General features: G+C 66.9%; 13 protein-coding genes and 1 other RNA gene. 6 read left to right on the plus strand and 8 right to left on the minus strand.

Annotated elements, in window-relative coordinates; all coding sequences use genetic code 11:
- The first annotated feature begins 360 nt into the window (after positions 1–360).
- The gene (locus AC5JLE_RS19550; RefSeq protein ID WP_014646159.1) at positions 361–765 is read left to right on the plus strand and encodes a DUF6165 family protein; all 405 of its coding nucleotides are present in this window, start codon (positions 361–363) and stop codon (positions 763–765) included.
- A gap of 18 nt (positions 766–783) precedes the next feature.
- Here the strand turns inward: AC5JLE_RS19550 and AC5JLE_RS19555 are convergent, their stop codons facing one another.
- On the minus strand, positions 784–1,830 hold the full coding sequence (locus AC5JLE_RS19555; protein ID WP_046429133.1) for a glycosyltransferase family 9 protein: 1,047 nt from the start codon (positions 1,828–1,830) through the stop codon (positions 784–786).
- A gap of 20 nt (positions 1,831–1,850) precedes the next feature.
- Between AC5JLE_RS19555 and AC5JLE_RS19560 the strand changes: the two genes are divergently transcribed.
- From AC5JLE_RS19560 to AC5JLE_RS19570, 3 genes are read left to right on the plus strand one after another with little or no spacing between them, the layout of a single operon-like run.
- A complete protein-coding gene (locus tag AC5JLE_RS19560) occupies positions 1,851–2,600 on the plus strand; it encodes a 3-deoxy-D-manno-octulosonic acid kinase (protein WP_032958195.1) in 750 nt (249 codons plus the stop codon).
- Positions 2,600–3,367, plus strand: a complete 768-nt coding sequence (locus AC5JLE_RS19565; protein WP_046429135.1) for an MBL fold metallo-hydrolase — start codon at positions 2,600–2,602, stop codon at positions 3,365–3,367. The genes AC5JLE_RS19560 and AC5JLE_RS19565 overlap by 1 nt, the downstream gene beginning before the upstream one ends.
- Positions 3,364–3,753, plus strand: coding sequence for a nuclear transport factor 2 family protein (locus tag AC5JLE_RS19570; RefSeq protein ID WP_049405685.1), 390 nt, complete (start codon positions 3,364–3,366; stop codon positions 3,751–3,753). Before AC5JLE_RS19565 ends, AC5JLE_RS19570 begins: the two co-directional genes overlap by 4 nt.
- Positions 3,754–3,843: 90 nt before the next feature.
- Here AC5JLE_RS19570 and ffs read toward each other — a convergent pair.
- Positions 3,844–3,940: signal recognition particle sRNA small type (ffs, locus tag AC5JLE_RS19575), an RNA gene on the minus strand.
- A 301-nt stretch (positions 3,941–4,241) separates the two neighbouring features.
- On the opposite strand from ffs, the gene AC5JLE_RS19580 reads away from it, so the two are divergent.
- Both AC5JLE_RS19580 and AC5JLE_RS19585 read left to right on the plus strand, forming a co-directional pair.
- Complete coding sequence (locus tag AC5JLE_RS19580) at positions 4,242–4,559, plus strand: DMT family transporter (protein ID WP_005415486.1); 318 nt, start codon at positions 4,242–4,244, stop codon at positions 4,557–4,559.
- 359 nt (positions 4,560–4,918) lie between these two features.
- Complete coding sequence (locus AC5JLE_RS19585) at positions 4,919–15,811, plus strand: autotransporter-associated beta strand repeat-containing protein (protein ID WP_496065555.1); 10,893 nt, start codon at positions 4,919–4,921, stop codon at positions 15,809–15,811.
- 99 nt (positions 15,812–15,910) lie between these two features.
- Here the strand turns inward: AC5JLE_RS19585 and AC5JLE_RS19590 are convergent, their stop codons facing one another.
- From AC5JLE_RS19590 to AC5JLE_RS19615, 6 genes are read right to left on the minus strand one after another with little or no spacing between them, the layout of a single operon-like run.
- A complete protein-coding gene (locus AC5JLE_RS19590; protein ID WP_238381415.1) occupies positions 15,911–16,564 on the minus strand; it encodes a hypothetical protein in 654 nt (217 codons plus the stop codon).
- Positions 16,539–17,225: a TadE/TadG family type IV pilus assembly protein gene (locus AC5JLE_RS19595; protein ID WP_032958205.1), complete on the minus strand. Its 687-nt coding sequence runs from the start codon at positions 17,223–17,225 to the stop codon at positions 16,539–16,541. Before AC5JLE_RS19595 ends, AC5JLE_RS19590 begins: the two co-directional genes overlap by 26 nt.
- A complete protein-coding gene (locus AC5JLE_RS19600; protein WP_041863110.1) occupies positions 17,222–17,605 on the minus strand; it encodes a DUF192 domain-containing protein in 384 nt (127 codons plus the stop codon). Before AC5JLE_RS19600 ends, AC5JLE_RS19595 begins: the two co-directional genes overlap by 4 nt.
- A 10-nt stretch (positions 17,606–17,615) precedes the next feature.
- A complete protein-coding gene (locus AC5JLE_RS19605; RefSeq protein ID WP_014646167.1) occupies positions 17,616–18,506 on the minus strand; it encodes a type II secretion system F family protein in 891 nt (296 codons plus the stop codon).
- Positions 18,503–19,357, minus strand: coding sequence for a type II secretion system F family protein (locus AC5JLE_RS19610; RefSeq protein WP_014646168.1), 855 nt, complete (start codon positions 19,355–19,357; stop codon positions 18,503–18,505). Before AC5JLE_RS19610 ends, AC5JLE_RS19605 begins: the two co-directional genes overlap by 4 nt.
- Positions 19,350–21,074, minus strand: coding sequence for a TadA family conjugal transfer-associated ATPase (locus AC5JLE_RS19615; protein WP_496065556.1), 1,725 nt, complete (start codon positions 21,072–21,074; stop codon positions 19,350–19,352). The genes AC5JLE_RS19610 and AC5JLE_RS19615 overlap by 8 nt, the downstream gene beginning before the upstream one ends.
- Positions 21,075–21,076: the final 2 nt, after the last annotated feature.

A 21,076-nucleotide genomic window follows, 5' to 3' on the forward strand; every position in this document is an offset into this window, starting at 1 on the left:
CAGAGGGGCTTGGTCCTCCAGATGCATCACTGAGATCCGCGCGGTGCGTGGATGCGCGGCGGGAATCACGCCGTAGTGACCCTGTACTGATCTGGCGCGGGACGCGACGCGCTCTGCGCGTCGCCCCACACGTTGCTGCGCAACGTGTGGGCCCCTCCCTTTGCCGGCCTCTCCCCGCCCCTGTCGGGGCAGCCCCTCAACAGAGGGGCTTGGTCCTCCAGATGCATCACTGAGATCCGCGCGGTGCGTGGATGCTGTTCCTGCTGGCAGGCTCATCCACGCATGGCGTGGATCTACCGGGGATATCCGTGCGGACGCTGCGGGTTACCATGTACGCATCACCTGCTGGAGCTTTTCCCCATGACCGCTGAAATCCTCGTTCCCGTTTCTTTCGGCGAGCTGCTGGACAAGATTTCGATCCTGCAGATCAAGTCCGAGCGCATCAGCGACGAGGGCAAGCTGGCCAACGTGCGCAGGGAGCTGTCGGCGCTGGAGCAGACCTGGATGGCACACCCGGCGGCCGTGAAGGACATCGCCAGGCTGCGTGCCGAGCTGAAGGTGGTCAACGAGCAGCTGTGGGAAATCGAGGACGACATCCGGCTGAAGGAGAAGGCGCAGGCGTTCGACCAGGGCTTCATCGACCTGGCGCGCAGCGTGTACCTGCGCAATGACGAACGCGCGCGCATCAAGAAGGCGATCAACCTGGCGCTGGGCTCGGCGTACGTGGAGGAGAAGTCCTATCAGGATTACGCGCAGCGCGTGTAATCCCGGGCGGCCTGCCGCTCACCCCAGGTGGTCGGCGACGTAGCGTTCGAAGGCAGCGATACCGTCTTCCACGGTAATCAGTTCCATCACATCGTCGAACTCGATCTTGGTGCCCCACTTCAGATCGGTGGCCTGCTTGGCGAGGTACTTGCGTGCCGCATCGTCGTAGCGGTCCACGCAATAGCGACGATCCGAGTACGGGCCGCTGCGGTTCGGATTGCTGGCCGCATGCAGGCCCAGCACCTTGGCGCCCATCGCGTTGGCGATGTGCATCGGGCCGGAATCGGGCGTCATCACGAGGTTGGCGCGGGCCAGCAGGGCGGGCAGCTGCTTCAGCGTGTCCTTGCCTACCAGGTCCAGCGCCGGCGTGTGCAGCTGTGCCTGGATGGCGTCGGCCATGCTGCGCTCAAGTTCGCTGCGGCCGCCGCACAGCACCACCTGCCAGCCGCGCGTGACCGCGTGGTTGGCCACGGCGGCGTAGCGGTCGGCGTACCAGTTGCGGCGCACGTGGCTGGAGCACGGCGAGATCATCAGCACCGGGCGACCATCGTCGTGCCACTGCGCGGCGGCCCACTCATATGCCGACTGCGGCACGGCCAGGTCCCAGCTGACCTCGGTCTGGCGCAGGCCCAGCGGTTCGCAGAAGCTGCCGATGGCATCGAGCACATGGATGCCGGGACGGTCGGGAATGCGTTCGTTGATGAAAAGCCCATGCAGGTCCTTCGAGCGGCTGCGGTCGTAGCCGATGCGGCGCTCGGCCGGAATGAAGGCCGACAGCAGGTTGGCGCGGAACGCGACCTGCATCTGCAGCAGCGCTTCGAAGCGCCCCGGCGGCAGCTGCCTGCGCAGTTCCTTGACCCCGGCCATGCCGCTCTTCTTGTCGTAGGCATGGAAGGTGACGCCGGGCAGGCCGTCGAGCAGCTTGTGGCCGACCTTGTCGATGATCCAGTGGATCGGCGTGTCCGGGCGCGCGGCCTGCAGGGTACGCACCAGGGGCACCACGTGGGTGACATCGCCAAGTGCGGACAGGCGCAGGAGGCACAAGGAGGAGGACGCTGATGCCATGTGTTGTTAGACTCAATGAAATGGTCGCATTCGACGCCAATGAAGCGCTGACGCCATGCCGCGAGGGTCGCGGCATCGGGGCCATTCTGTTCGACCGCGAGCGGCTGCGGCAAGCCGAGATCGGCCTGTTCTCGCCCCAGCACTGGGGCAGCAGGGCCCGGCCGGTGGGCGAGGGCGGCCGCGGCAGCGCCTGGTTCGTCGATGCGCCGTTCGGTGCCAGCGTGCTGCGCCACTACCTGCGCGGCGGCATGGCGGCCCGTATCAGCCATGACCAGTACCTCTGGCGCGGCTCGGACCGGACCCGCAGCTTCGCCGAATTCCGCCTGATGCGCGCCCTGCGCGAGAAAAAGCTGCCGGTGCCACGGCCGATCGCCGCGTTCTACATGCGCGAGGGCCTGCGCTACCGGGCGGCGATCCTGATGGAGCGGATCGAGGGCGTGCGCTCGCTGGCCGACCGCGCACTGGTGGCCGGCCGGGGGGCTCCCTGGGAGGAGACCGGGCGCCTGATTGCCCGTTTCCATCGTGCCGGCCTGGACCATGCCGATCTCAACGCGCACAACATCCTGTTCGATGGCAGCGGCCATGGCTGGCTGATCGATTTCGACCGCGGCGTGATCCGCATCCCGGCGACCGCCTGGCGCGAGCGCAACCTCAAGCGCCTGCTGCGCTCGCTGATCAAGCTGCGCGGCGAGCGCAGCGTGGAAGACGTGCAGAAGGACTACGCGCGGCTGCGCCGTGCCTATGACATGGCCTGGAACCGGGGCACCTGATGGACTGGGCGTTGCGTTTCCTCGGCGTCGGCAATGCGTCGGCGGTCGAGCTGGGGTCGCCGATGTCGGTGATCGAGCGCGATGGGCGCCCATGGCTGACCATCGATTGTGGTGGCGAAGGCCTGACCGCGTTCAAGGCGCACTACGGGCAGATGCCGCAGGCGCTGTTCGTCACCCATGTGCACCTGGACCACGTGGCCGGCTTCGAGCGCCTGTTCGTGGATACCTTCTTCAATGCGCACCGGCGCGGCAAGGTGCGCCTGTACGTGCCCGCCACGGTGGTGCCGCTGCTGCACAAGCGCATCGGGGATTACCCGAACGTGCTGGCCGAGGGCGGTGCGAATTTCTGGGATGCCTTCCAGCTGATCGTGGTGGGCGAGGCGTTCTGGCACGAGGGCGTGCGCCTGGAAGTGTTTCCGGTGCGCCACCACTGGCCGGAGACGGCCTATGGCCTGCGCCTGCAGGGCGCGCTGACCTGGAGCGGCGATACCCGGCCGATTCCGGAGATGCTGGCACGCTTTGCCAGTGACAACGAACTGATCGCTCACGATTGCGGCCTGCACGGCAATCCCTCGCATACCGGCGTGGACGATCTGGAGCGTGAGTACAGCGCCGAACTGCAGGCGCGGATGATGCTGTACCACTACGCCAGCGCGGCCGATGGTCTGGCGCTGGCTGCGCGTGGGCACCGCGTGGCGCAGCCGGGGCAGTGCGTGCCGCTGGCGAGCCCGACCGCCCCGCACGTGCTGGCCCAGGACCCGCCGTGAGCGGTACCGGCCAGCCCGCAGGTGCGGCGTTGGCTGCCGGGCTGGAGGCGCTGGAGCGTGCACTGCATGCGCCGCAGGTGCGTGCCGACCGCGAGCAACTGGCCGCATTGCTGGATGAGGATTTCAGCGAGATCGGCAGCTCCGGCCAGTGCTACGACCGTGCGGCCGCGCTGGTGGAGATTCCGCTGGAGCGTGCCCAGGTGCAGATCGAATCGGAGCAGTACGCCGTCTGGCTGCTGTCGCAGGACCTGGCCCAGGTGCGCTACCGCAGCCGCCATCACCTTGATGGGCAGCTGCAGCACTGGGTGCTGCGCAGTTCGCTGTGGCGCCGGCACGGGGACAGATGGCGCATGGTGTTCCACCAGGGCACGCCCGAGGCAGGGTAGCGCGGCGCCATGCCGGGCCAAGAATGCGAAGCCGGGGTCAGATCCCTTTGCCATGCAAAGGGAACTGACCCCAGTGCGGAAAAGGCGGTGGCCCCGCCGGCTGACCTCGGCGCCCGCGTCGATCGATACCGTTGCTGCCTTCCGGCCCTGGCGGGGTTTTCGACCTAGCGTCGCGAGGGGCCGACGGGGCCACCATAGAGACGTTGGCCGCCCGATGGGCGGCCAGTTCACGGATCAGGGGAAACAGCGCGCGGCGCGCCGGAGACCACAGCCGGACTGCACATCGGGCTGGCCGATGGCAGACGCGCATTCTAGCGCAGGCAGGCCCATCGACGCCAGCTTCATGCACTGAATCGGCTGTAACCCGCTCCCGGCGGCGGCGGCCGGTACCCACCCCCGTTGCTAGAATGCCGGCCAGGAGGAACGACCTCCCCCACATCGGGAACCAATGACCAGGACGGCCTGGCCCTACCAAGAGGAGGGCCGTCATGGCCTGGATCTATCTGTTGTTTGCCGGCCTGCTGGAAATCGTCTGGGCCGTGTCCATGAAGCAGTCCGAAGGCTTCACCCGGCTCACCCCCACCGTGGTCACCATCATCGGCATGATCGCCAGCTTCTGGTTGCTGGCGGTGGCCATGCGCAGCCTGCCGCTGGGAACCGCCTATACGATCTGGACCGGCATCGGCGCGGTCGGGGCGTTCGTGGTTGGCATTGTGTTCCTGGGCGAGCAGGTCAGCCCGATGCGGATCGGTGCGGCGGTGTTGATCGTTTCCGGCCTGGTGCTGATGAAACTCTCCAGCAGCTGAATTTATTTACTCATGGCGGGGAATGGATTCTCCGCCACATGCAGCAATATGCATTTTCGGCAAAACAATTTTGTCCGCCCCTGTTATTTGACGCACGTCATAAAAATAGCGCGCGTGATTCACATGCCGCTGGCACCGTCGGTCGCACAGTGCCGCCATTCGTCGGGCGAAATCGGGGAGTTTTCGCCTTGACGGACGCGCTGGCGCACCTGTCCCCGGGTGCGATCGCGTGAAGATGTGAAGATTTTCAGGAGTTAATGCCTTCAGGCCTTGTTCCCGTTCGGGGAGCCGGGGTGGGCCGCATTGTCTCCAAAAAACCTGCCAGCTGTGCCATCCGGTCTTTTCATGGAGATTTACCGATGAACCGCATTTACCGTCTGGTTTTCAATCGTGCCCTTGGGGTAATGCAGGTTGCTTCGGAGGTCGCCCAGAACCCCGGCGGAAGCGCGGTCAGCGCAGGGCGGGTGCCGCGATTGCGGGCGCACCAGCTGGCGGCGGCTTTGGCCGCCACACTGGCCAGCGGATCGGCATTCGCAGCGTGCACCGGCACCACAACCGTAAACTGCGACAGCACCACCAGCATCAACAACTACTCCAACGCGACCAACGGCCTCACGCTGAACATCGACGCGGGTGCATTGCTGCGTACGCCGCCGATCGTAGGCGGCGGCAACGCAGCAACGCTGACCGGCGACAACGTGACGGTCAACAACAATGGCACGATCGATCCGAGCTCGATCATCCTCGCCTCGCCCGGCCTGGTCATCGGCAATGGTTCTGCCAACAACAGCGCGATCGTCGTCAACAACAACGCCAGCGGACAGATCAAGGGTGTCGTCAACATCGCAACGCTGCTGGGCTTCGGTGGACAGGCGCTGGTGGCACAGAATGTCAACGGCACCACCACCATCAACAACGCCGGCCTGATCAGCACGTCGCTGATCGGTGCAGGCAGCGTTTCCGACGCGACCACGGTAGTGACCTATGGTGGTGCAGCCGCCAATGTGACCAACACAGGCACCATCGACGGACGCGTCGGCCTGGGTGCTTCTGGCGGTAACACGTTCCTCAATGCGGGGGCGGTCAGTGGCAGCGTTCACCTGGGTGATTCAACCGGTGGCAACACCTTCACCGCAGTGTCGGGTTCCAGCGTTGTGAGCGGCGGCGGCAGCGCTCTTGCCGGCGTGATTACCGGTGTCACCGGGGTAAAGGTTGCGGCTGCGGGATCGGTCGACGCCGGTACCGGCAGTGGTGCGGCCAACAACACGCTGGTGTTGCAGAACGTCGTCAGCGGTCCGGGGTCCGGCACCGGCGGAGCGGTGACCACGCTGGGCTGGAACCAGTACCTCAACTTCCAGAAGCTCACCGTCAACAGCGGCACCTGGAACCTGCAGGGTGCGTGGGCGGGTGCAGGTACGACTACGCTCAATGATGGCCTGGTCAATTTCAACAATGCCGGTTCCTTCGGCACAGGGCTGTTCACCGCCAACGGCGGTGCCATCGCCTCCGCCACGGCCGGTCTGAACCTGGCCAACCCTTTCAGCCTTGGTGGAAATCTGTCCCTGGCAGGGACCAATGCGTTCAGCCTGGGGGGCTTGCTGTCCGGTACTGGCGGGCTGACGGTCAACAACACCGGCATCGTTACTCTCGGCGGCGCAAACCTGTTCTCCGGCGGCGTCAACCTCAATGCCGGCGGCCTGGTGCTGGGCAATGCCGGTGCACTGGGCAGCGGCAACCTGACCGTGGGTGGCAGCGCTTCACTGGATACGACGGCGGGCTTCACCCTGGGCAACAATCTGGTGATCAATGGCGGGGGCTCGCTGAACCTGCTCGGCAGCAATGCGTTGTCATTGAACGGTTCGATCTCCGGTGCCGGCAACCTGACCAAGAGCGGCGCCGGCACCCTCACCTTGAACGGCGCCAATGCGCTGACCGGCAGTTTCAACCTGGCCGGAGGCGCGTTGGCGCTGGGCGCGGGCGGCAGCCTGTCACCCACCGGCGCGATCACGGTCGGCGTCGGTACCACCCTGGACCTGTCGGCGGCCGCCAACCAGACCATCGGTTCGCTGGCGGGCCTCGGCGGTTCGGTTAACCTGGGCAGCCACACGCTCACCCTCGCGGGGCTGGGCGATACCACCTACAGCGGTACGTTCGCCGCAGGCACGGGTGGCCTGGTCAAGCTGGGCACCGGCGTGCAGACCTTGTCGGGCGTGAACAACCTCAGTGGCGGCGTGGCACTCAACGGCGGTGGCCTGCTGCTGGGCAATGCTGCTGCGCTGGGCAGCGGTGCGCTCAGTGTCGGCGGCAACGTGACGCTCGATGGAACCACGGGGGCGCTTGCACTGGCCAACGCGGTCAACCTCGGTTCGGGTGCCAGCCTCAATCTGCTCGGCAACCAGGCGTTGACGTTCAACGGCGTGATCGGTGGCGCCGGTGGCCTGGTCAAGAGCGGTGCGTCGTCGCTGACGCTCAATGGCGCCAACACCTTCGGCGGCGGCGTGGCGTTCAATGCCGGCAGCCTGGTGCTGGGCAACGCTGGAGCACTGGGAACCGGTGCGCTGAATGTTGGTGGCGTGGTGTCGCTCGACACCAGCGCGGCGCTTGGGGTCGGCAATGGCATCACGCTGGGCGCGGGTGGCTCGCTCAATGTGCTGGGCTCGAACGCATTGACGCTGGGCGGCGCCATCGGTGGCACCGGCAGCCTGGTCAAGAACGGTGCCGCCACGCTTACGCTGGGTGGCGCAAATACCTTCACCGGCGGCCTGGCGATCAATGCCGGCAAGGTTGCGGTGGGCAGCGGCGGAAGCCTGGCCGCCGGCGGTGCGGTCAACCTGGCCGGCGTTGGCGCGGACCTGGACATCTCGCTCGGCGGCAACCAGACCATCGGCGCGCTGTCCGGTATTGCCGGCAGCACGGTGACGCTGGGCAGCAGCACGCTCACCTTCGGTGATGCCACCAACCAGACGTTCGCGGGCGTGATCGGTGGTACCGGCGGCCTGGTCAAGCAGGGCACGGGCATCCAGACGCTGAGCGGCGCCAACACCTTCAGTGGCGGCGTGAATCTGACGGCGGGCGGCCTGCTGCTGGGCGACAGCAGTGCGATCGGCAGCGGGGCGTTGACGGTCAGCGGCAACGGTTCGCTGGATACCACGGCAGCGTTGAACCTGGGCAATGCGATCAACCTCGGCGCGGCCCTGACCCTGCCGGGCAGCCAGAACCTGGCCCTGGCCGGCAACATCACGGGCACCGGCAGCCTGGTCAAGAACGGCGCGGCGACACTGACCTTGAACGGTACCAACACCTTCAGTGGTGGACTGAACGCAAACGCTGGCGCCCTGCTGCTGGGCAACAGCGGCGCACTCGGCACGGGGACGCTGGGCATCGGTGGCAACGTCTCGCTCGACGGCAGTGCGCCGCTGAACCTGGGCAACAACGTGGCACTGGGTGCAGGCGCCGCGTTGTCGCTGCCGGGTTCGCAGTCGATCACGCTGGGTGGGGTGGTGTCCGGTGCGGGCAGGCTGGTGAAGAACGGTGCCACCACCTTGACCCTCAATGGCGCCAACAGCTTCGGTGGCGGGCTGACCGTCAACGGCGGCGGCCTGCTGCTGGGCAATGCCGGCGCGCTGGGCACCGGTGCATTGTCGGTGGGGGCCAATACCACGCTGGACAGTTCGGTGGCGCTGGACCTGGCCAACAGCGTCAACCTCGGCGCCGGTGCGGTGCTGGATCTGCTGGGCAGCCAGAACGTGTCGCTGGGGGGCGTCATCAGCGGCACCGGCGGGCTGGTCAAGAACGGTGCGGCGACACTGGCGTTGAACGGCGCCAATACGTTCAGCGGGGGCGTCGGGCTCAACGCGGGCGTACTGCAGCTTGGCAACGCACAGGCGCTGGGTACCGGCCAGCTGGATGTGGGCGGCAACGCTTCGCTGGATGCCACTGCGGCGCTTTCCGTGGGCAACACCCTCGGCCTCGCCGCCGGCGCCAACCTCACCGTGCTGGGCAGCAATGACCTGACGCTGACCGGTCCGGTGTTCGGCGCCGGCGGGCTGATCAAGGATGGCGCGGCGCGCCTCACGCTGTCTGGCGCCAACACGTTCGGGGGTGGCACCACCGTCAACGCCGGCACGCTGGCGCTGGGGGCCGGTGGCAGCCTTGCCGCGGCCGGTGCGGTGGATCTTGCCGGTGCCGGTGCGACGCTGGACATCTCCGCAGCCGGTGCCGCGCAGACCATTGGCGCACTCAACGGCGTCGCAGGCAGCCAGCTGGCGCTGGGCGCGCAGTCGCTGACCTTTGGCGGCGCCGGCAACGGCAGCTTTGCCGGCGTGATCGGTGGCACTGGCGGCCTGGTCAAGACGGGTACCGGCGTGCAGACGCTGTCCGGTGCCAACACCTTCAGTGGCGGTGTTGCACTCAACGCGGGTGGCCTGATCCTCGGCAATGCCAGCGCGCTCGGCACCGGTGCGCTGGGCATCGGTGGCACCACCACGCTGGACAGCACGGTGGCGTTGAACCTGGCCAATGCAGTGAACTTCGGTGCGGGCACGCAGCTGACGCTGAGCGGCAGCAACGATGTCACGCTCGGTGGCGTGGTGGCCGGCAATGGCAGCCTGGTCAAGAACGGTACGGGCCTGCTGACCCTCAACAACACCAACACCTTCGCTGGCGGCCTGACCCTGAACGGTGGTGGCCTGGTCGTCGGTGCGGATGGTGCGCTTGGTACCGGCGCGCTGGCGGTGAATACCAGCACCACGCTGGATGCGGGCGCGGCAGTGACGCTCGGCAATGCGGTCACGCTGGGCTCGGGCGTTGCACTGACGGTGCCGGGCAGCAATGCGCTGACGCTGTCGGGCGTGGTCGGCGGCAATGGCAGCCTGATCAAGAACGGCGCTACCACGCTGACGCTGTCCGGTGCCAACACCTACACCGGCGGTACCACCATCAATGCCGGCACGCTGGCGCTGGGCACGGGCGGCAGCCTGGCCGCGGCGGGTGACGTCACGTTGGGGGCGGGCGCCGGCTTCGATATCTCCGGTGCCGGCAGCAGCCAGACCATCGGCGCACTCAATGGTCTGGGCGGCAGCACGCTGGCGCTGGGCGGAAACTCATTGACGTTCGGTACGGCCGGCAACGCCGCGTTCGACGGCGTGATCAGTGGCGGCGGGGGGCTGATCAAGGTGGGCGCGGGCGTGCAGACGCTGTCCGGTGCCAACACCTTTGGCGGCGGCGTGACCCTCAATGCAGGCGGGCTGGTACTCGGCAATGACGCGGCGCTGGGCACCGGTGCATTGACGGTCGGCGGTGCTGCCACGCTGGATACCACCGGCCTGGCAACGCTGGCCAACAACATCGCGCTCAACGCCGGGCTGACCGTGCTCGGGACCAACGCACTGACGCTCAACGGCGTCCTTTCCGGTGCCGGCAGCCTGACCAAGAACGGCAGCGCGACGCTGACCTTGAATGGCATCAACACCTATACCGGTGGCACCAACATCAACGCCGGCACGCTGGCGCTGGGGGCCGGTGCCAGCCTGGCGGCGAGCGGTACCGTGAACCTCGCCACAGGTGCCACGCTGGATCTGTCTGCCGGCAGCGGCACGCAGGTGTTCGGAACCCTGGTCGGCAACGGTACGGTGAACCTCGGCGCCAACTCGATCGAAGTCGGCGGCGCCACCAATGGCACCTTCAGTGGCTCGATCGCAGGCACGGGTGGCCTGACCAAGGTCGGTACGGGCATCGAGACGCTGACCGGTGCCAACACCTACACCGGCGGCACCTTCATCACTGCCGGTACGCTGGCGATTGGTCCGGGCGGCAGCCTTGCAGCCACCGGCGCGGTGACGCTGAGCGCTGCAGGCACCGGCTTCGATATCTCCACCGCAGGGGCCAACCAGACCATCGGCTCGTTGAACGGCGTGGCGGGCTCGACGGTGAGCCTGGGTGCACAGACGCTGACACTCGGTGGTGTGGGCAACAGCCTCTTCGATGGCGCGATTTCCGGCACCGGTGGCCTGGTCAAGAATGGCGCCGGCGTCCTCACACTGGGAGGCGCCAATCTGTTCAGTGGTGGCGTCGCAATCAACGGTGGTGGCCTGGTGGTCGGCAACAACGCTGCGCTCGGCAGCGGTGTGCTGGCAGTGGGCGGCAACGCGACGCTGGATGCATCGACAGGCGTCAACCTGGCCAACAACATCGGGCTCGCAGCGGGCGCGAACCTCGACCTGCTTGGCAGCCAGGCGCTGACACTGGGCGGTGTGATTTCCGGTACCGGCGGCCTGGTCAAGGACGGTGCGGCCACCGTGACCCTGAGCGGTGCCAACACCTACACCGGTGGTACCACCATCAACAACGGCACGCTGGCGATCGGCGCGGGTGGCAGCCTCGCCGCGACCGGCGCGGTGAACCTGGCCGGTGCCGGCACGTTCGACATTTCGGCGGGCAACCAGGCCATCGGCTCGCTGGCCGGCGTCGCCGGCAGTACGGTGGCGCTGGGTGGCAGCACGCTGACCCTGGGCGGCACCGTGGACAGCACCTTCAGCGGTGCGATCAGTGGCAACGGCGGCCTGGTCAAGAACGGCGCAGGCGTGCAGACGCTCAGCGGCGGCAGCACCTTCAGCGGCGGCGTAACGCTCAACGCCGGCGGCCTGGTGGTCGGCAACAATGCTGCGCTGGGCACCGGTGCGGTGACGGTCGCGGGCGCTGCGACGCTCGATTCGAACACAGCGGTCACCCTCGCCAACAACTTCACCCTCAACAACGCGTTGACTGTCCTCGGCAGCAACAACCTCACCCTCAACGGCAACCTGAGCGGCACCGGCAGCCTGACCAAGGAGGGAGCCGCAACGCTGACCCTGAACGGCACCAACACCTACACCGGTGGCACCAACATCAACGCCGGTACATTGGCACTGGGTGCTGGCGCGAGCCTGCACGCCAGTGGCATCGTCAACCTGGCCTCGGGTGCGACCTTCGATCTGTCGGCGGGCAGCGGCACGCAGCAGTTCGGCACACTGGTCGGCAACGGTACGGTGAACCTGGGAGCCAACACGCTGACGATCGGTGATGCCAGCAATGGCACGTTCAGTGGTTCGTTGGCCGGCTCGGGTGGCCTGATCAAGGAAGGCTCGGGGACCCAGACGCTGACCGGCACCAACACCTTCACCGGGGGTACCACCATCAACGCCGGCACGCTGGCGATCGGCGCCGGTGGCAGCCTGGCGGCGACCGGTGCGGTGAACCTGGCCAATGCCGGTACCACCTTCGACATCAGCGCGGGTGGTGCGCAGGCGATCGGTTCGCTGGCAGGCGTGGCGGGTTCGACCGTTGCGCTGGGCGGCAGCACGCTGACCCTCAATGGCGTGGGCAATACCACGTTCGCCGGCACCATCGGAGGGGCCGGTGGCCTGGTAAAGAACGGCGCAGGCATCCAGGGCTTGACTGGCCTCAACGTCTTCACGGGCGGCGTGACCCTCAATGCCGGTGGCCTGCTGCTGGGCAACGACGGTTCGCTGGGCACCGGCGCGCTGACCGTGGGCGGCAACGCCAGCCTGGACGGCACCAGCGCGCTGACCCTGGCCAACACCGTGCAGCTGGCCAATGGCACGCTGACCCTGGCGGGCAGCAACGCGCTGACCTTGAGTGGCCCGATCAGCGGCGCTGGCGGCCTGCTGAAAGATGGCGCGGCAACCGTCACCCTGGGCGGCGCCAGCACCTACACCGGTACCACCACCATCAACAGCGGCACGCTGGCGGTGGCGGCCGGTGGCAGCCTGTCCGGTGCCAGCACGGTGAACCTGTCCGGCGCCGGCACGTTGGACATCAGTGCCGGTGGCAGCCAGAGCATCGGTGGCCTGGCCGGCGTGACCGGATCCAGCGTGGTGCTGGGCGGTGCGACCCTGACCACCGGCGGCAACAACGGCAGCACCACCTTCGGCGGTGTGCTCAGCGGCACTGGTGGCCTGGTGCAGAGCGGCACCGGCACGCTGACCTTGAGCGGCGACAACGTCTATACCGGCGGCACCACCATCAATGGTGGCAGCACGCTGCAGATCGGCAACGGCGGCAGCACCGGCTCGGTGCTGGGCGACATCACCAACAATGGCAGCCTGGTCTACAACCTGGGCACGACGGCAACCGTGGGCGCGGTGGTCAGTGGCAGCGGCGGCCTGACCCAGGCCGGTAGTGGCACGCTGGTGCTGACCGGCAACAACACCTACACCGGCGGTACCACCATCAATGCCGGCGGCACGCTGCAGGTGGGCAATGGCGGTGCGACCGGCGCGATCGTCGGTGACATCACCAACAACGGTGCGCTGGTGTCCAACGTGGCCGGCAACACCTTGCTGGGCGGCACCATCAGCGGCACCGGTGGCCTGACCCAGGCCGGTGCCGGTACGCTGACCCTGACCGGCAACAACACCTATACCGGCGGTACCACCATCAATGCCGGTGGCACGCTGCAGGTGGGCAATGGCGGTGCCACCGGTGCGATCACCGGCAATGTCGCCAACAACGGCAGCCTGGTCTTCGACGTCGCGGGCAACACCACCGTCGGCGGCGCGATCAGTGGCAGTGGTGGCCTGACCCAGGCCGGCAGCGGGGTGCTGACCCTGGTCGGCAACAACACCTACAGCGGCGGTACCACCATCAATGCCGGCGGCACGCTGCAGGTGGGCAATGGCGGTACAACCGGCGCCATCGCCGGCGACATCACCAACAATGGTGCGTTGATTTCCAACGTGGCCGGCAACACCGCGCTGGGCGGCACCATCAGTGGCAGTGGCGGCCTGACCCAGGCCGGCAGCGGTACGCTGCTGCTGACCGGCACCAACACCTACACCGGCGGTACCACCATCAATGCCGGTGGCACGCTGCAGCTGGGCAATGGCGGTGCGACCGGTTCGATCGTCGGTGATGTCACCAACAATGGCACGCTGCTGTCCAACGTGGCCGGCAACACCACGCTGGGCGGCACCATCAGCGGCAGTGGCGGCCTGACCCAGGCCGGCAGCGGCACGCTGACCCTGACCGGCAACAACACCTATACCGGCCCGACCACCATCAACGCCGGTGGCACGCTGCAGGTTGGCAATGGCGGCGCGACCGGTGCGATCGGCGGCAGTGTCGTCAACAACGGCAGCCTGGTGTTCAACGTGGGTGGCAACAGCACCGTCGGCGGCACCATCAGCGGCAGCGGCGGCCTGACCCAGGCCGGTACCGGCACCGTGATCCTGACCGGCAACAACACCTATACCGGTGGCACCACCATCAACACCGGCGGCACGCTGCAGGTCGGCAACGGTGGCGCGAGCGGTGCGATCACCGGCAACGTCAGCAACAACGGCAGCCTGGTGTTCAACGTGGGCGGCAACAGCACCGTCGGCGGCACCATCAGCGGCAGCGGCGGCCTGACCCAGGCCGGTACCGGCACCGTGATCCTGACCGGCAACAACACCTATACCGGTGGCACCACCATCAACGCCGGTGGCACGGTGCAGGTCGGCAACGGTGGGGCCAGCGGCGCGATCACCGGCAACATCACCAACAACGGTGGCCTGGTGATCAACACCGGTGGCACCACCACGCTGGGCGGCAGCATCAGCGGCGGCGGCAGCATCGTGCAGGCCGGCCCCGGTGGCCTGAACCTCGGCGGCAACAGTGGTGGCTTCAACGGTACCGGCCAGGTCACCGGCGGCGGCCTGAATGTCACCGGCACCATCGGCGGCCAGTGGACCATCGGCAGCGGTACCACGCTGTCCGGCACCGGCACCATTGGTGGCACCGGCGGTGGCGTGACGGTGTCCAGTGGTGGCGTGCTGTCGCCGGGTAATGGCCCGGGCAACGGCAGCGGCACAGGCAATGGCACCGGCACGATCACCGTGGGTGGCAACCTGACCCTGTCGCCGGGCAGCACGCTGGGCATCGATCTGGGTGCCAGCGGCAGCGATACGGTACAGGTGGGCGGCAGCGCCAACGTGGGTGGCAGCACCGTAAAGGTGAACACCATCTCGCCGAGCACCAGCTACCAGCAGGGCCAGCAGTACACGGTGATCAACGCGGGCGGTGGGGTGAGCGGGCAGTTCGCCTCGGCGAACTCGCCGTCGGCCTTCCTGACCATCACCCCGGTCTACACCGCCAACACCGCCAACCTGCAGATCGACGTGGCGCAGACGGCGGCGTTCACCACCGTGGCCAACACGCGCAACCAGTACAACACCGCTGCGGCGCTGGACAGCCTGCCGCAGAGTGGCGCGGCGCTGGGCCTGTACAACACGGTGCTGCTGTATGACGCCAGCACTGCGCGCAGCGCATTCGACCAGCTCTCCGGCGAAGTGCACGCGGCCAGCCGCGCGGTGCTGCTGTACGACAACTACCTGGAAGAGGGCATCCGCCAGCGCCTGGGCAGTGAGCTGCCGACCGTGCGTGGTGAGCGTGCCTCGGCCTGGCTGGCCGGTAGCGGCAAGGTGTTCAAGCAGGATGGCGATGGCAATGGCGATGAGATCCGTTCCAACCGCAATGCGGTGATGGCGGGTGTGGACTGGCAGCTGGGTGAACACGTGGTGCTGGGTGCGGCGGCCGGCAACGAACGGCTGGATACGCGCCTGTACGATCGCAGTTCGCGCGCCCGCCTGCGCGGCAACACGTTCGGCCTGTATGCACAGGGACAGTGGAACAACGGCTTTGCGGTCGGTGGCAGCGTGTCGCGCGGTGACTACCGCACGCGCACCACGCGTGAAGTGCCTCTGCTGGGCCAGACCCTGTACAGCCGCCAGGATTCGGACGTGACCATCGCCCAGGTCGAAGGCAGCTGGACCTGGACCCATGGCAGGACCCAACTGCAGCCGTACGTGCAGTTCACCCGGCACTGGGTCGACAGTGATCGTGCGCTGGAGCAGGGTGGCAGTGCCGCACTGGTGCTGGAAGGCGGCAAGGACACGCTCAACGTCAGCACGGTGGGCGTGCGGGGCCGCTGGGACGTGGGTAGCGGCGCGCGCTTCCCGGCGCAGCTGACCGTCGGCCTGGGCTGGCAGCATGCATCGGGTGACACCGATGTGGCCAGCCGCAACCGCTTCGCGGTCGGTGGCGATGCCTTCGATGTCTACAGCGCGGTGATGGCACGCAATGCGCTGGTCAGCCAGCTCGGCGTGGCGGTCGGCCTGGGTCGCAACAGCCAGCTGTCGATGTTCGTGCAGGGCCAGCACGGTGATGGCCGCCGCGATGTCGGCGGGCAGATCAACCTGCGGGTAGGCTTCTAAGGGGGGCGGGCCAGCGGTAGATCCACGCGCTGCGTGGATCTACCGGCGCGGAGGGAGTGAGACCCCCGCGCCACGGTGTCGGCGCTGCAACCACCTCGCTCAGTTCGCCGCATCCTGCGTGCGTCGACGCAATCCGGCGGGCGGGTCGAACAGGCTCGACGGCACCTCATCGAAAGTGACCTCGGTAACCCGCAAGCCGCGTTCGGTACGCTGGTTGCCGGTGCGTCCGCGGTAACCCAGCAGCAGGCCCGTGCGGGTATCGATCCACAACGTGCCGGAGGTGGTGCCATCAGGGCCATGCGCACTGTCATAGCGCCAGCCGGCAGCGAGGCGACCCAGGATGAACTCGCCGGGTGCGGGAGAGCAGCGCCCTCCGATCGTGTGGCATGGGGCGGCAGGATCGTACCAGTAGGGACCACTGGCGTCGGCGACCGGCAGCGTGTAGTTGCCGCGCTCGCTCACCAGCCATGCCCGGCCGCGCTGGCCCTGGGTGGTCAGCCATGCATCGGGCGCATTGTCGCCGCGGAAATCAATACGGATGGCAGGCCCGCGCAAACGGATCTCGACCTCGACCTCACCACCAGGCGAGCTTGGACCGAGTGGGCCCAGGCCATAGGCGCGTGCCAGCAATCGCGCCTGTGGAGGTTCGTTGTCAGCAGCGTCCGTGGATTGCGCGGCGGCGGCCCAGGTTGCTGCCATCAACAGGCTGGCCAGCAGCACCTGCATGTCAGCGCGCCAGGTTGTTGCTGTCATGCACGGGGCTCTGCATGCGGACGATCGCGTAGGACTCGATCGGCATGCGGCGATGGCCGGTGATCGGGTCCTCGATCAGCATCGAGGCCGGGCGGAAGCTGTCGCCTTCGCTGACCAGGTCTGAAAGACCGGCAATCACCCGGTCGGCAAATGGAACGATCAGGGGCATCGGATAGGTGACCTTGATCTTGAGGATGTTGGCGTCCTGCACGCTGACGCGGCTGCTGCCGACACGTGCATCGCGGAAGGCAAGATTGTCGTTCGGCAGCGCATAGCGCCCATCGAACTGGCGCTCGCGGAACTCGTTGTACGCCGCGCGGCTGGGTGAAATGACCTCGATCTTCGGTGACAGCAACGGGTTCTTCCACAGCAGGGCGACCTTGGCGCGGGCGGCGACGGCACCGGCGGCATCCGGCGAGGTCGCGTACAGGGGAGCCATCGCCATTTCCAGTGCGCTGCGCATCTCGGAATGATTGACGCCACTGACCGCGCCGGCACGCGCGGCCTGCAGCGTGGCGAAATCCAGCAGCGACTTGGCGCGATAGATCAGGACGAACTGGAAGATGACCAGGATGAGGAAGACGAAGGCCGGAACCACGATGCAGAATTCAATCAGCGATTGGCCCCGCTGCTGGCGGATGGATGTGCGGATGTGCTTCATTGCAACGCCCTCGTGGATGGCGGTGCCGCAGGCGGAGAAGGGCACCATTGGAACGTCTCGCCCAGCACCGGGGCAATATGCCTGAGGCTGTCCACCGGCATTTCCAGCGTCGAGTAGGCGCCGCGGCACCAGGCGCCGCGCCATGGGCGCACGGCCTCGCGCCAGCCAACGGCGCGCTGATCGCGGTCCAGGAACAACAGGTCGAGTGGATACCCCATGGCCAGGGTGTGCACGCTCGAGCAGGGGGTTATCAGCAGGCCTTGCCCAGGCTGGAGTGGCGCGCGCAACAGCAGGCCGCGCAGCCGCTGGTGCCAGCGATCGGCATGCCAGACGCAGCTGAGCAACTGCTGGTGGTTGCGGATCAGGGCGCCGGTTCTCATGTGCGGGGACTCACAGGATGCCCTGCTGCTTCATCTGCAGGAAGATGAAGTAGGCCAGGACGACGAAGATCAGCGGGAAGAAGAACAGCACCAGCGGCAGCATCATCTTCACCGGTGCTTCCAGGGCCAGCTTCTCGGCGCGAAGGAAGCGCTCTTCGCGGCGCTGCATGGCCTGCGAGCGCAGTGTGTCACTCAGGCTGGCACCCACCCGGTCCGCCTGGATCAAGGCGCTGGTGAAGCTGGTCACCTGGGAAATGTCGGCGCGATCGGACATGCGCCGCAGCGCTTCGGCACGCGGAAGGCCGGCGCGCAGATCACGCAACATGCGCGAGAACTCCTGTGACAGCGGACCGGGTGGACCCTTGTCGACGGACTGTTCGATCGCACCGGTGATGTTCAGGCCCGCTTCGACGGCCATGGTGATGAAGTCGAGGAAGATAGGCAGGTCGCGGATCACATGCTTGGAGCGCGCTTTCCGCCGTTCGCCCAGCCACAGCGTGGGATACATCCACCCGAACGGTGCGCCGAATGCCAGGGCCATCAGCACGGAGCCGACTCCGAACCGGCCCAGCAGGATGATGGTGAGCAACAGGAAGGTACTGGCCACGGCGGCGGAGACGATGCGTGCGCCATACAGTTCTTCCGGTGACAGCACGAAGTCCTGGCCGGCCGACTGCAGGCTGCGATGCGCGCGCTCCAGCTGTGCCGAGGACAGGCGCGGCCCGGCCAGGCGCGTAGCGACCGTAATCAGCGGCCACAGGATGCGCAGCAGCAGCGGCAGCGGATCCTGGTAGTTGCGCTGGTCCACCTCGACCGACTGCACCAGTCCGCGCAGCGCGAATGCAAGCAGCCCAACAGCGGCAGCGGCAAGCAGTGCGACCAGGATGAGCAGGGCGTTCATATATCGATCGTCATGATCTTGCGGCACATGCGGTAGCCGAGGTATTCCAGTACCCCGATCAGGGCCATGACGCACCAGCCGATGAAGGTGTGGAACATGGGGTTCATCGTTTCTGGATAGAACAGCACGAGGAAGCCGACAAGGCCGGCTGGCAGCATCGCCATCACGATGCCCTGCAGGCGCCCCTGCGCGGTAAGTGCCTTGACCTTGCCTTCCATGATGAGCTTGCGCCGCAGCGTTTCGGCGAGCGTGGAGAGGCTCTCGGCGAGATTGCCACCAACCTCGCGCGAAATGCTGACGGCGGCCACGAACAGCTTCACGTCGGCAATGGGCACGCGGGCGGCGAAGTTGTCCAGCGCCTCCTCCGTGCGCACGCCCATGTGCTGCTCGCGCAGTACCAGTGCCAGCTCCTGGGCCAGCGGAGGCAGGCCGTCATGGGCCAGTGCTTCCAGCGCAGGATTGAAGCCGACGCCGGCCTTGAGGCTGCCGGCCAGCATCAGCAGCCCGTCGGGCAACTGCTGCTGGATCTGGTCGAGGCGGCGCTGCTTCAGCCACAGGTAGATCTTGCGTGGCGCTATGGCCAGCAGGATCAGGGCCAGGATCGGCAGCAGCAGGTTGCCGCCGGTGACGATCCACAGCAGCACGGGAATCGCCAGCAGCATCAGGACATTGGTCCTGAACAGCACGCGCGGGTCGACGAACAGGAACATGTCGGCCAGATTGACCCGCGCCTGGTCCATGAAGTTGGCGCGGTAACGGTCCATGAAGCCGGAGCTGGCACGCGCCAGCAACAGCACCGAGCCCGTCACGCAGGCAAAACACAGCAGGGCGATCAGCAGGATGTCACTCATTCCGCCGTCCCCCGGTACGGAAAATGTCCAGGTCAACGGCGACGCCGCGCTCGGCAAGCTCTTCATAGAACTCCGGCACTGCACCGGTCGCGACGAACTCGCCCACCACCTTGCCATCGCGTCCGGCAGTGGAGCGTGCCTTGAACAGGAACACATCCTGCAGCTGGATGGTTCCGCTTTCCATGCCCGTCAACTCAGTGATGTGGCTGACCTTGCGCGAACCGCAGGGGAAGCGCTTCTGGTGCACGATCAGGTCCACTGCCGACGAGATCTGTTCGCGCACCACCGTCATCGGCAGCTCCATGCCGGACATCATGACCATCACTTCCAGGCGCGACAGCGCCTCGCGCGGATTGTTGGCATGGGCGGTGGTCAGCGATCCTTCGTGGCCGGTGTTCATGGCCTGCAGCATGTCCAGTGCTTCGCCGCCGCGGCACTCGCCGACCACGATGCGGTCCGGGCGCATGCGCAGCGCGTTGCGCACCAGGTCGCGGATGGAAATATGGCCCTTGCCTTCCATGTTGGGAGGACGCGCTTCCAGGGCAACCAGGTTGGGCTGGACGAGCTTCAGTTCGGCCGCGTCCTCGATGGTGACGATGCGATCGGTATCGGGAATGAAGTTGGAAAGGATGTTGAGCAGGGTGGTCTTGCCGGAGCCGGTGCCGCCGGTGACGACGATGTTGCGCCGTTCGCGCACCGCAACGATCAGGAATTCCAGCATCGGCTGGCTGAGCGAACCGAAGGTGAGCAGGTCCTTTCCTTCCAGCTTGCGCTTGGCGAACTTTCGGATGCTGATGCTCGGGCCGCGCAGCGCCACCGGCGGAATGATGGCGTTGACGCGGGAGCCATCCTTCAGTCGCGCGTCGACCATCGGCGAGCTTTCGTCGATGCGGCGACCGAGGGGCGTCACGATGCGCTCGATGGCTGACAGCACCGCGCGGTCACTGGTGAAGACAATGGGGGACCGTTCGATCCGGCCCGCACGTTCAATGAAGATCTGGTCGTGCGCGTTGACCATGATTTCCGTCACCGTCGCATCGTCGATCAGGTCTTCCAGCGGGCCCAGGCCGATGGCCTCATCGAGCACCTCCTTGGCCAGCCTGCGTGGGTTGATCATCTTGGGCAGCTCGGAGAACTCCCGTTGCATCACTTCATCGATCAGCTTGATCGTGGCGTTGCGCAGCGACTCATCGTCCATGCTGCGCACGTCGAGCCGGCGCAGATCCATCTGCTTGACCAGCGAGGCATGCAGCTTTGCACGATAGACCGCCATGTCCGGCGGCAGCTGCTCCGGCCGCGCCAGCTGGCGTTCGCTGGATGGCTGCGCCGGTGCGGGTGCCGGTGCGGGCGTGGCGTCCACCGGTACATCGTTGGCGGCGCCCGCATTGAAACTTCCAGCATCGGCGGTGGGTTCGGCCGGCGGGTCGTCGTCCACCACCTGCAGCAGGTAGTCGCCGATCTGCACCCGGTCACGGCTGGTGAGCGGGCCACGGCTGCCTTTGACCTGTTCGCCATTCACCAGTACCGGCGAGCGGCCTCCCAGGCTCTCGATGAAGATGCCCTGGTCCTCGCGCTTCAGCGCCGCATGGCGTTGGGCGATGCTCCAGCCCTGCAGCACCACCAGGTTGCCGTCGCCACGGCCGATCCCGCATTCACGGTGCAGGCAGCGGACACGTCGCTGGTCGCGGTTGGGTGTGTCGATGAGGATGTTGAACATGC

It is taken from the genome of Stenotrophomonas sp. (genome assembly GCF_059505245.1).

Coding starts and splice junctions, on each gene's coding strand:
- AC5JLE_RS19550 (WP_014646159.1), top strand. CDS start 361: ATGACCGCTGAAATCCTCGTTCCCGTTTCTTTCGGCGAGCTGCTGGAC.
- AC5JLE_RS19555 (WP_046429133.1), bottom strand. CDS start 1,830: ATGGCATCAGCGTCCTCCTCCTTGTGCCTCCTGCGCCTGTCCGCACTT.
- AC5JLE_RS19560 (WP_032958195.1), top strand. CDS start 1,851: ATGGTCGCATTCGACGCCAATGAAGCGCTGACGCCATGCCGCGAGGGT.
- AC5JLE_RS19565 (WP_046429135.1), top strand. CDS start 2,600: ATGGACTGGGCGTTGCGTTTCCTCGGCGTCGGCAATGCGTCGGCGGTC.
- AC5JLE_RS19580 (WP_005415486.1), top strand. CDS start 4,242: ATGGCCTGGATCTATCTGTTGTTTGCCGGCCTGCTGGAAATCGTCTGG.
- AC5JLE_RS19585 (WP_496065555.1), top strand. CDS start 4,919: ATGAACCGCATTTACCGTCTGGTTTTCAATCGTGCCCTTGGGGTAATG.
- AC5JLE_RS19590 (WP_238381415.1), bottom strand. CDS start 16,564: ATGACAGCAACAACCTGGCGCGCTGACATGCAGGTGCTGCTGGCCAGC.
- AC5JLE_RS19595 (WP_032958205.1), bottom strand. CDS start 17,225: ATGAAGCACATCCGCACATCCATCCGCCAGCAGCGGGGCCAATCGCTG.
- AC5JLE_RS19600 (WP_041863110.1), bottom strand. CDS start 17,605: ATGAGAACCGGCGCCCTGATCCGCAACCACCAGCAGTTGCTCAGCTGC.
- AC5JLE_RS19605 (WP_014646167.1), bottom strand. CDS start 18,506: ATGAACGCCCTGCTCATCCTGGTCGCACTGCTTGCCGCTGCCGCTGTT.
- AC5JLE_RS19610 (WP_014646168.1), bottom strand. CDS start 19,357: ATGAGTGACATCCTGCTGATCGCCCTGCTGTGTTTTGCCTGCGTGACG.
- AC5JLE_RS19615 (WP_496065556.1), bottom strand. CDS start 21,074: ATGTTCAACATCCTCATCGACACACCCAACCGCGACCAGCGACGTGTC.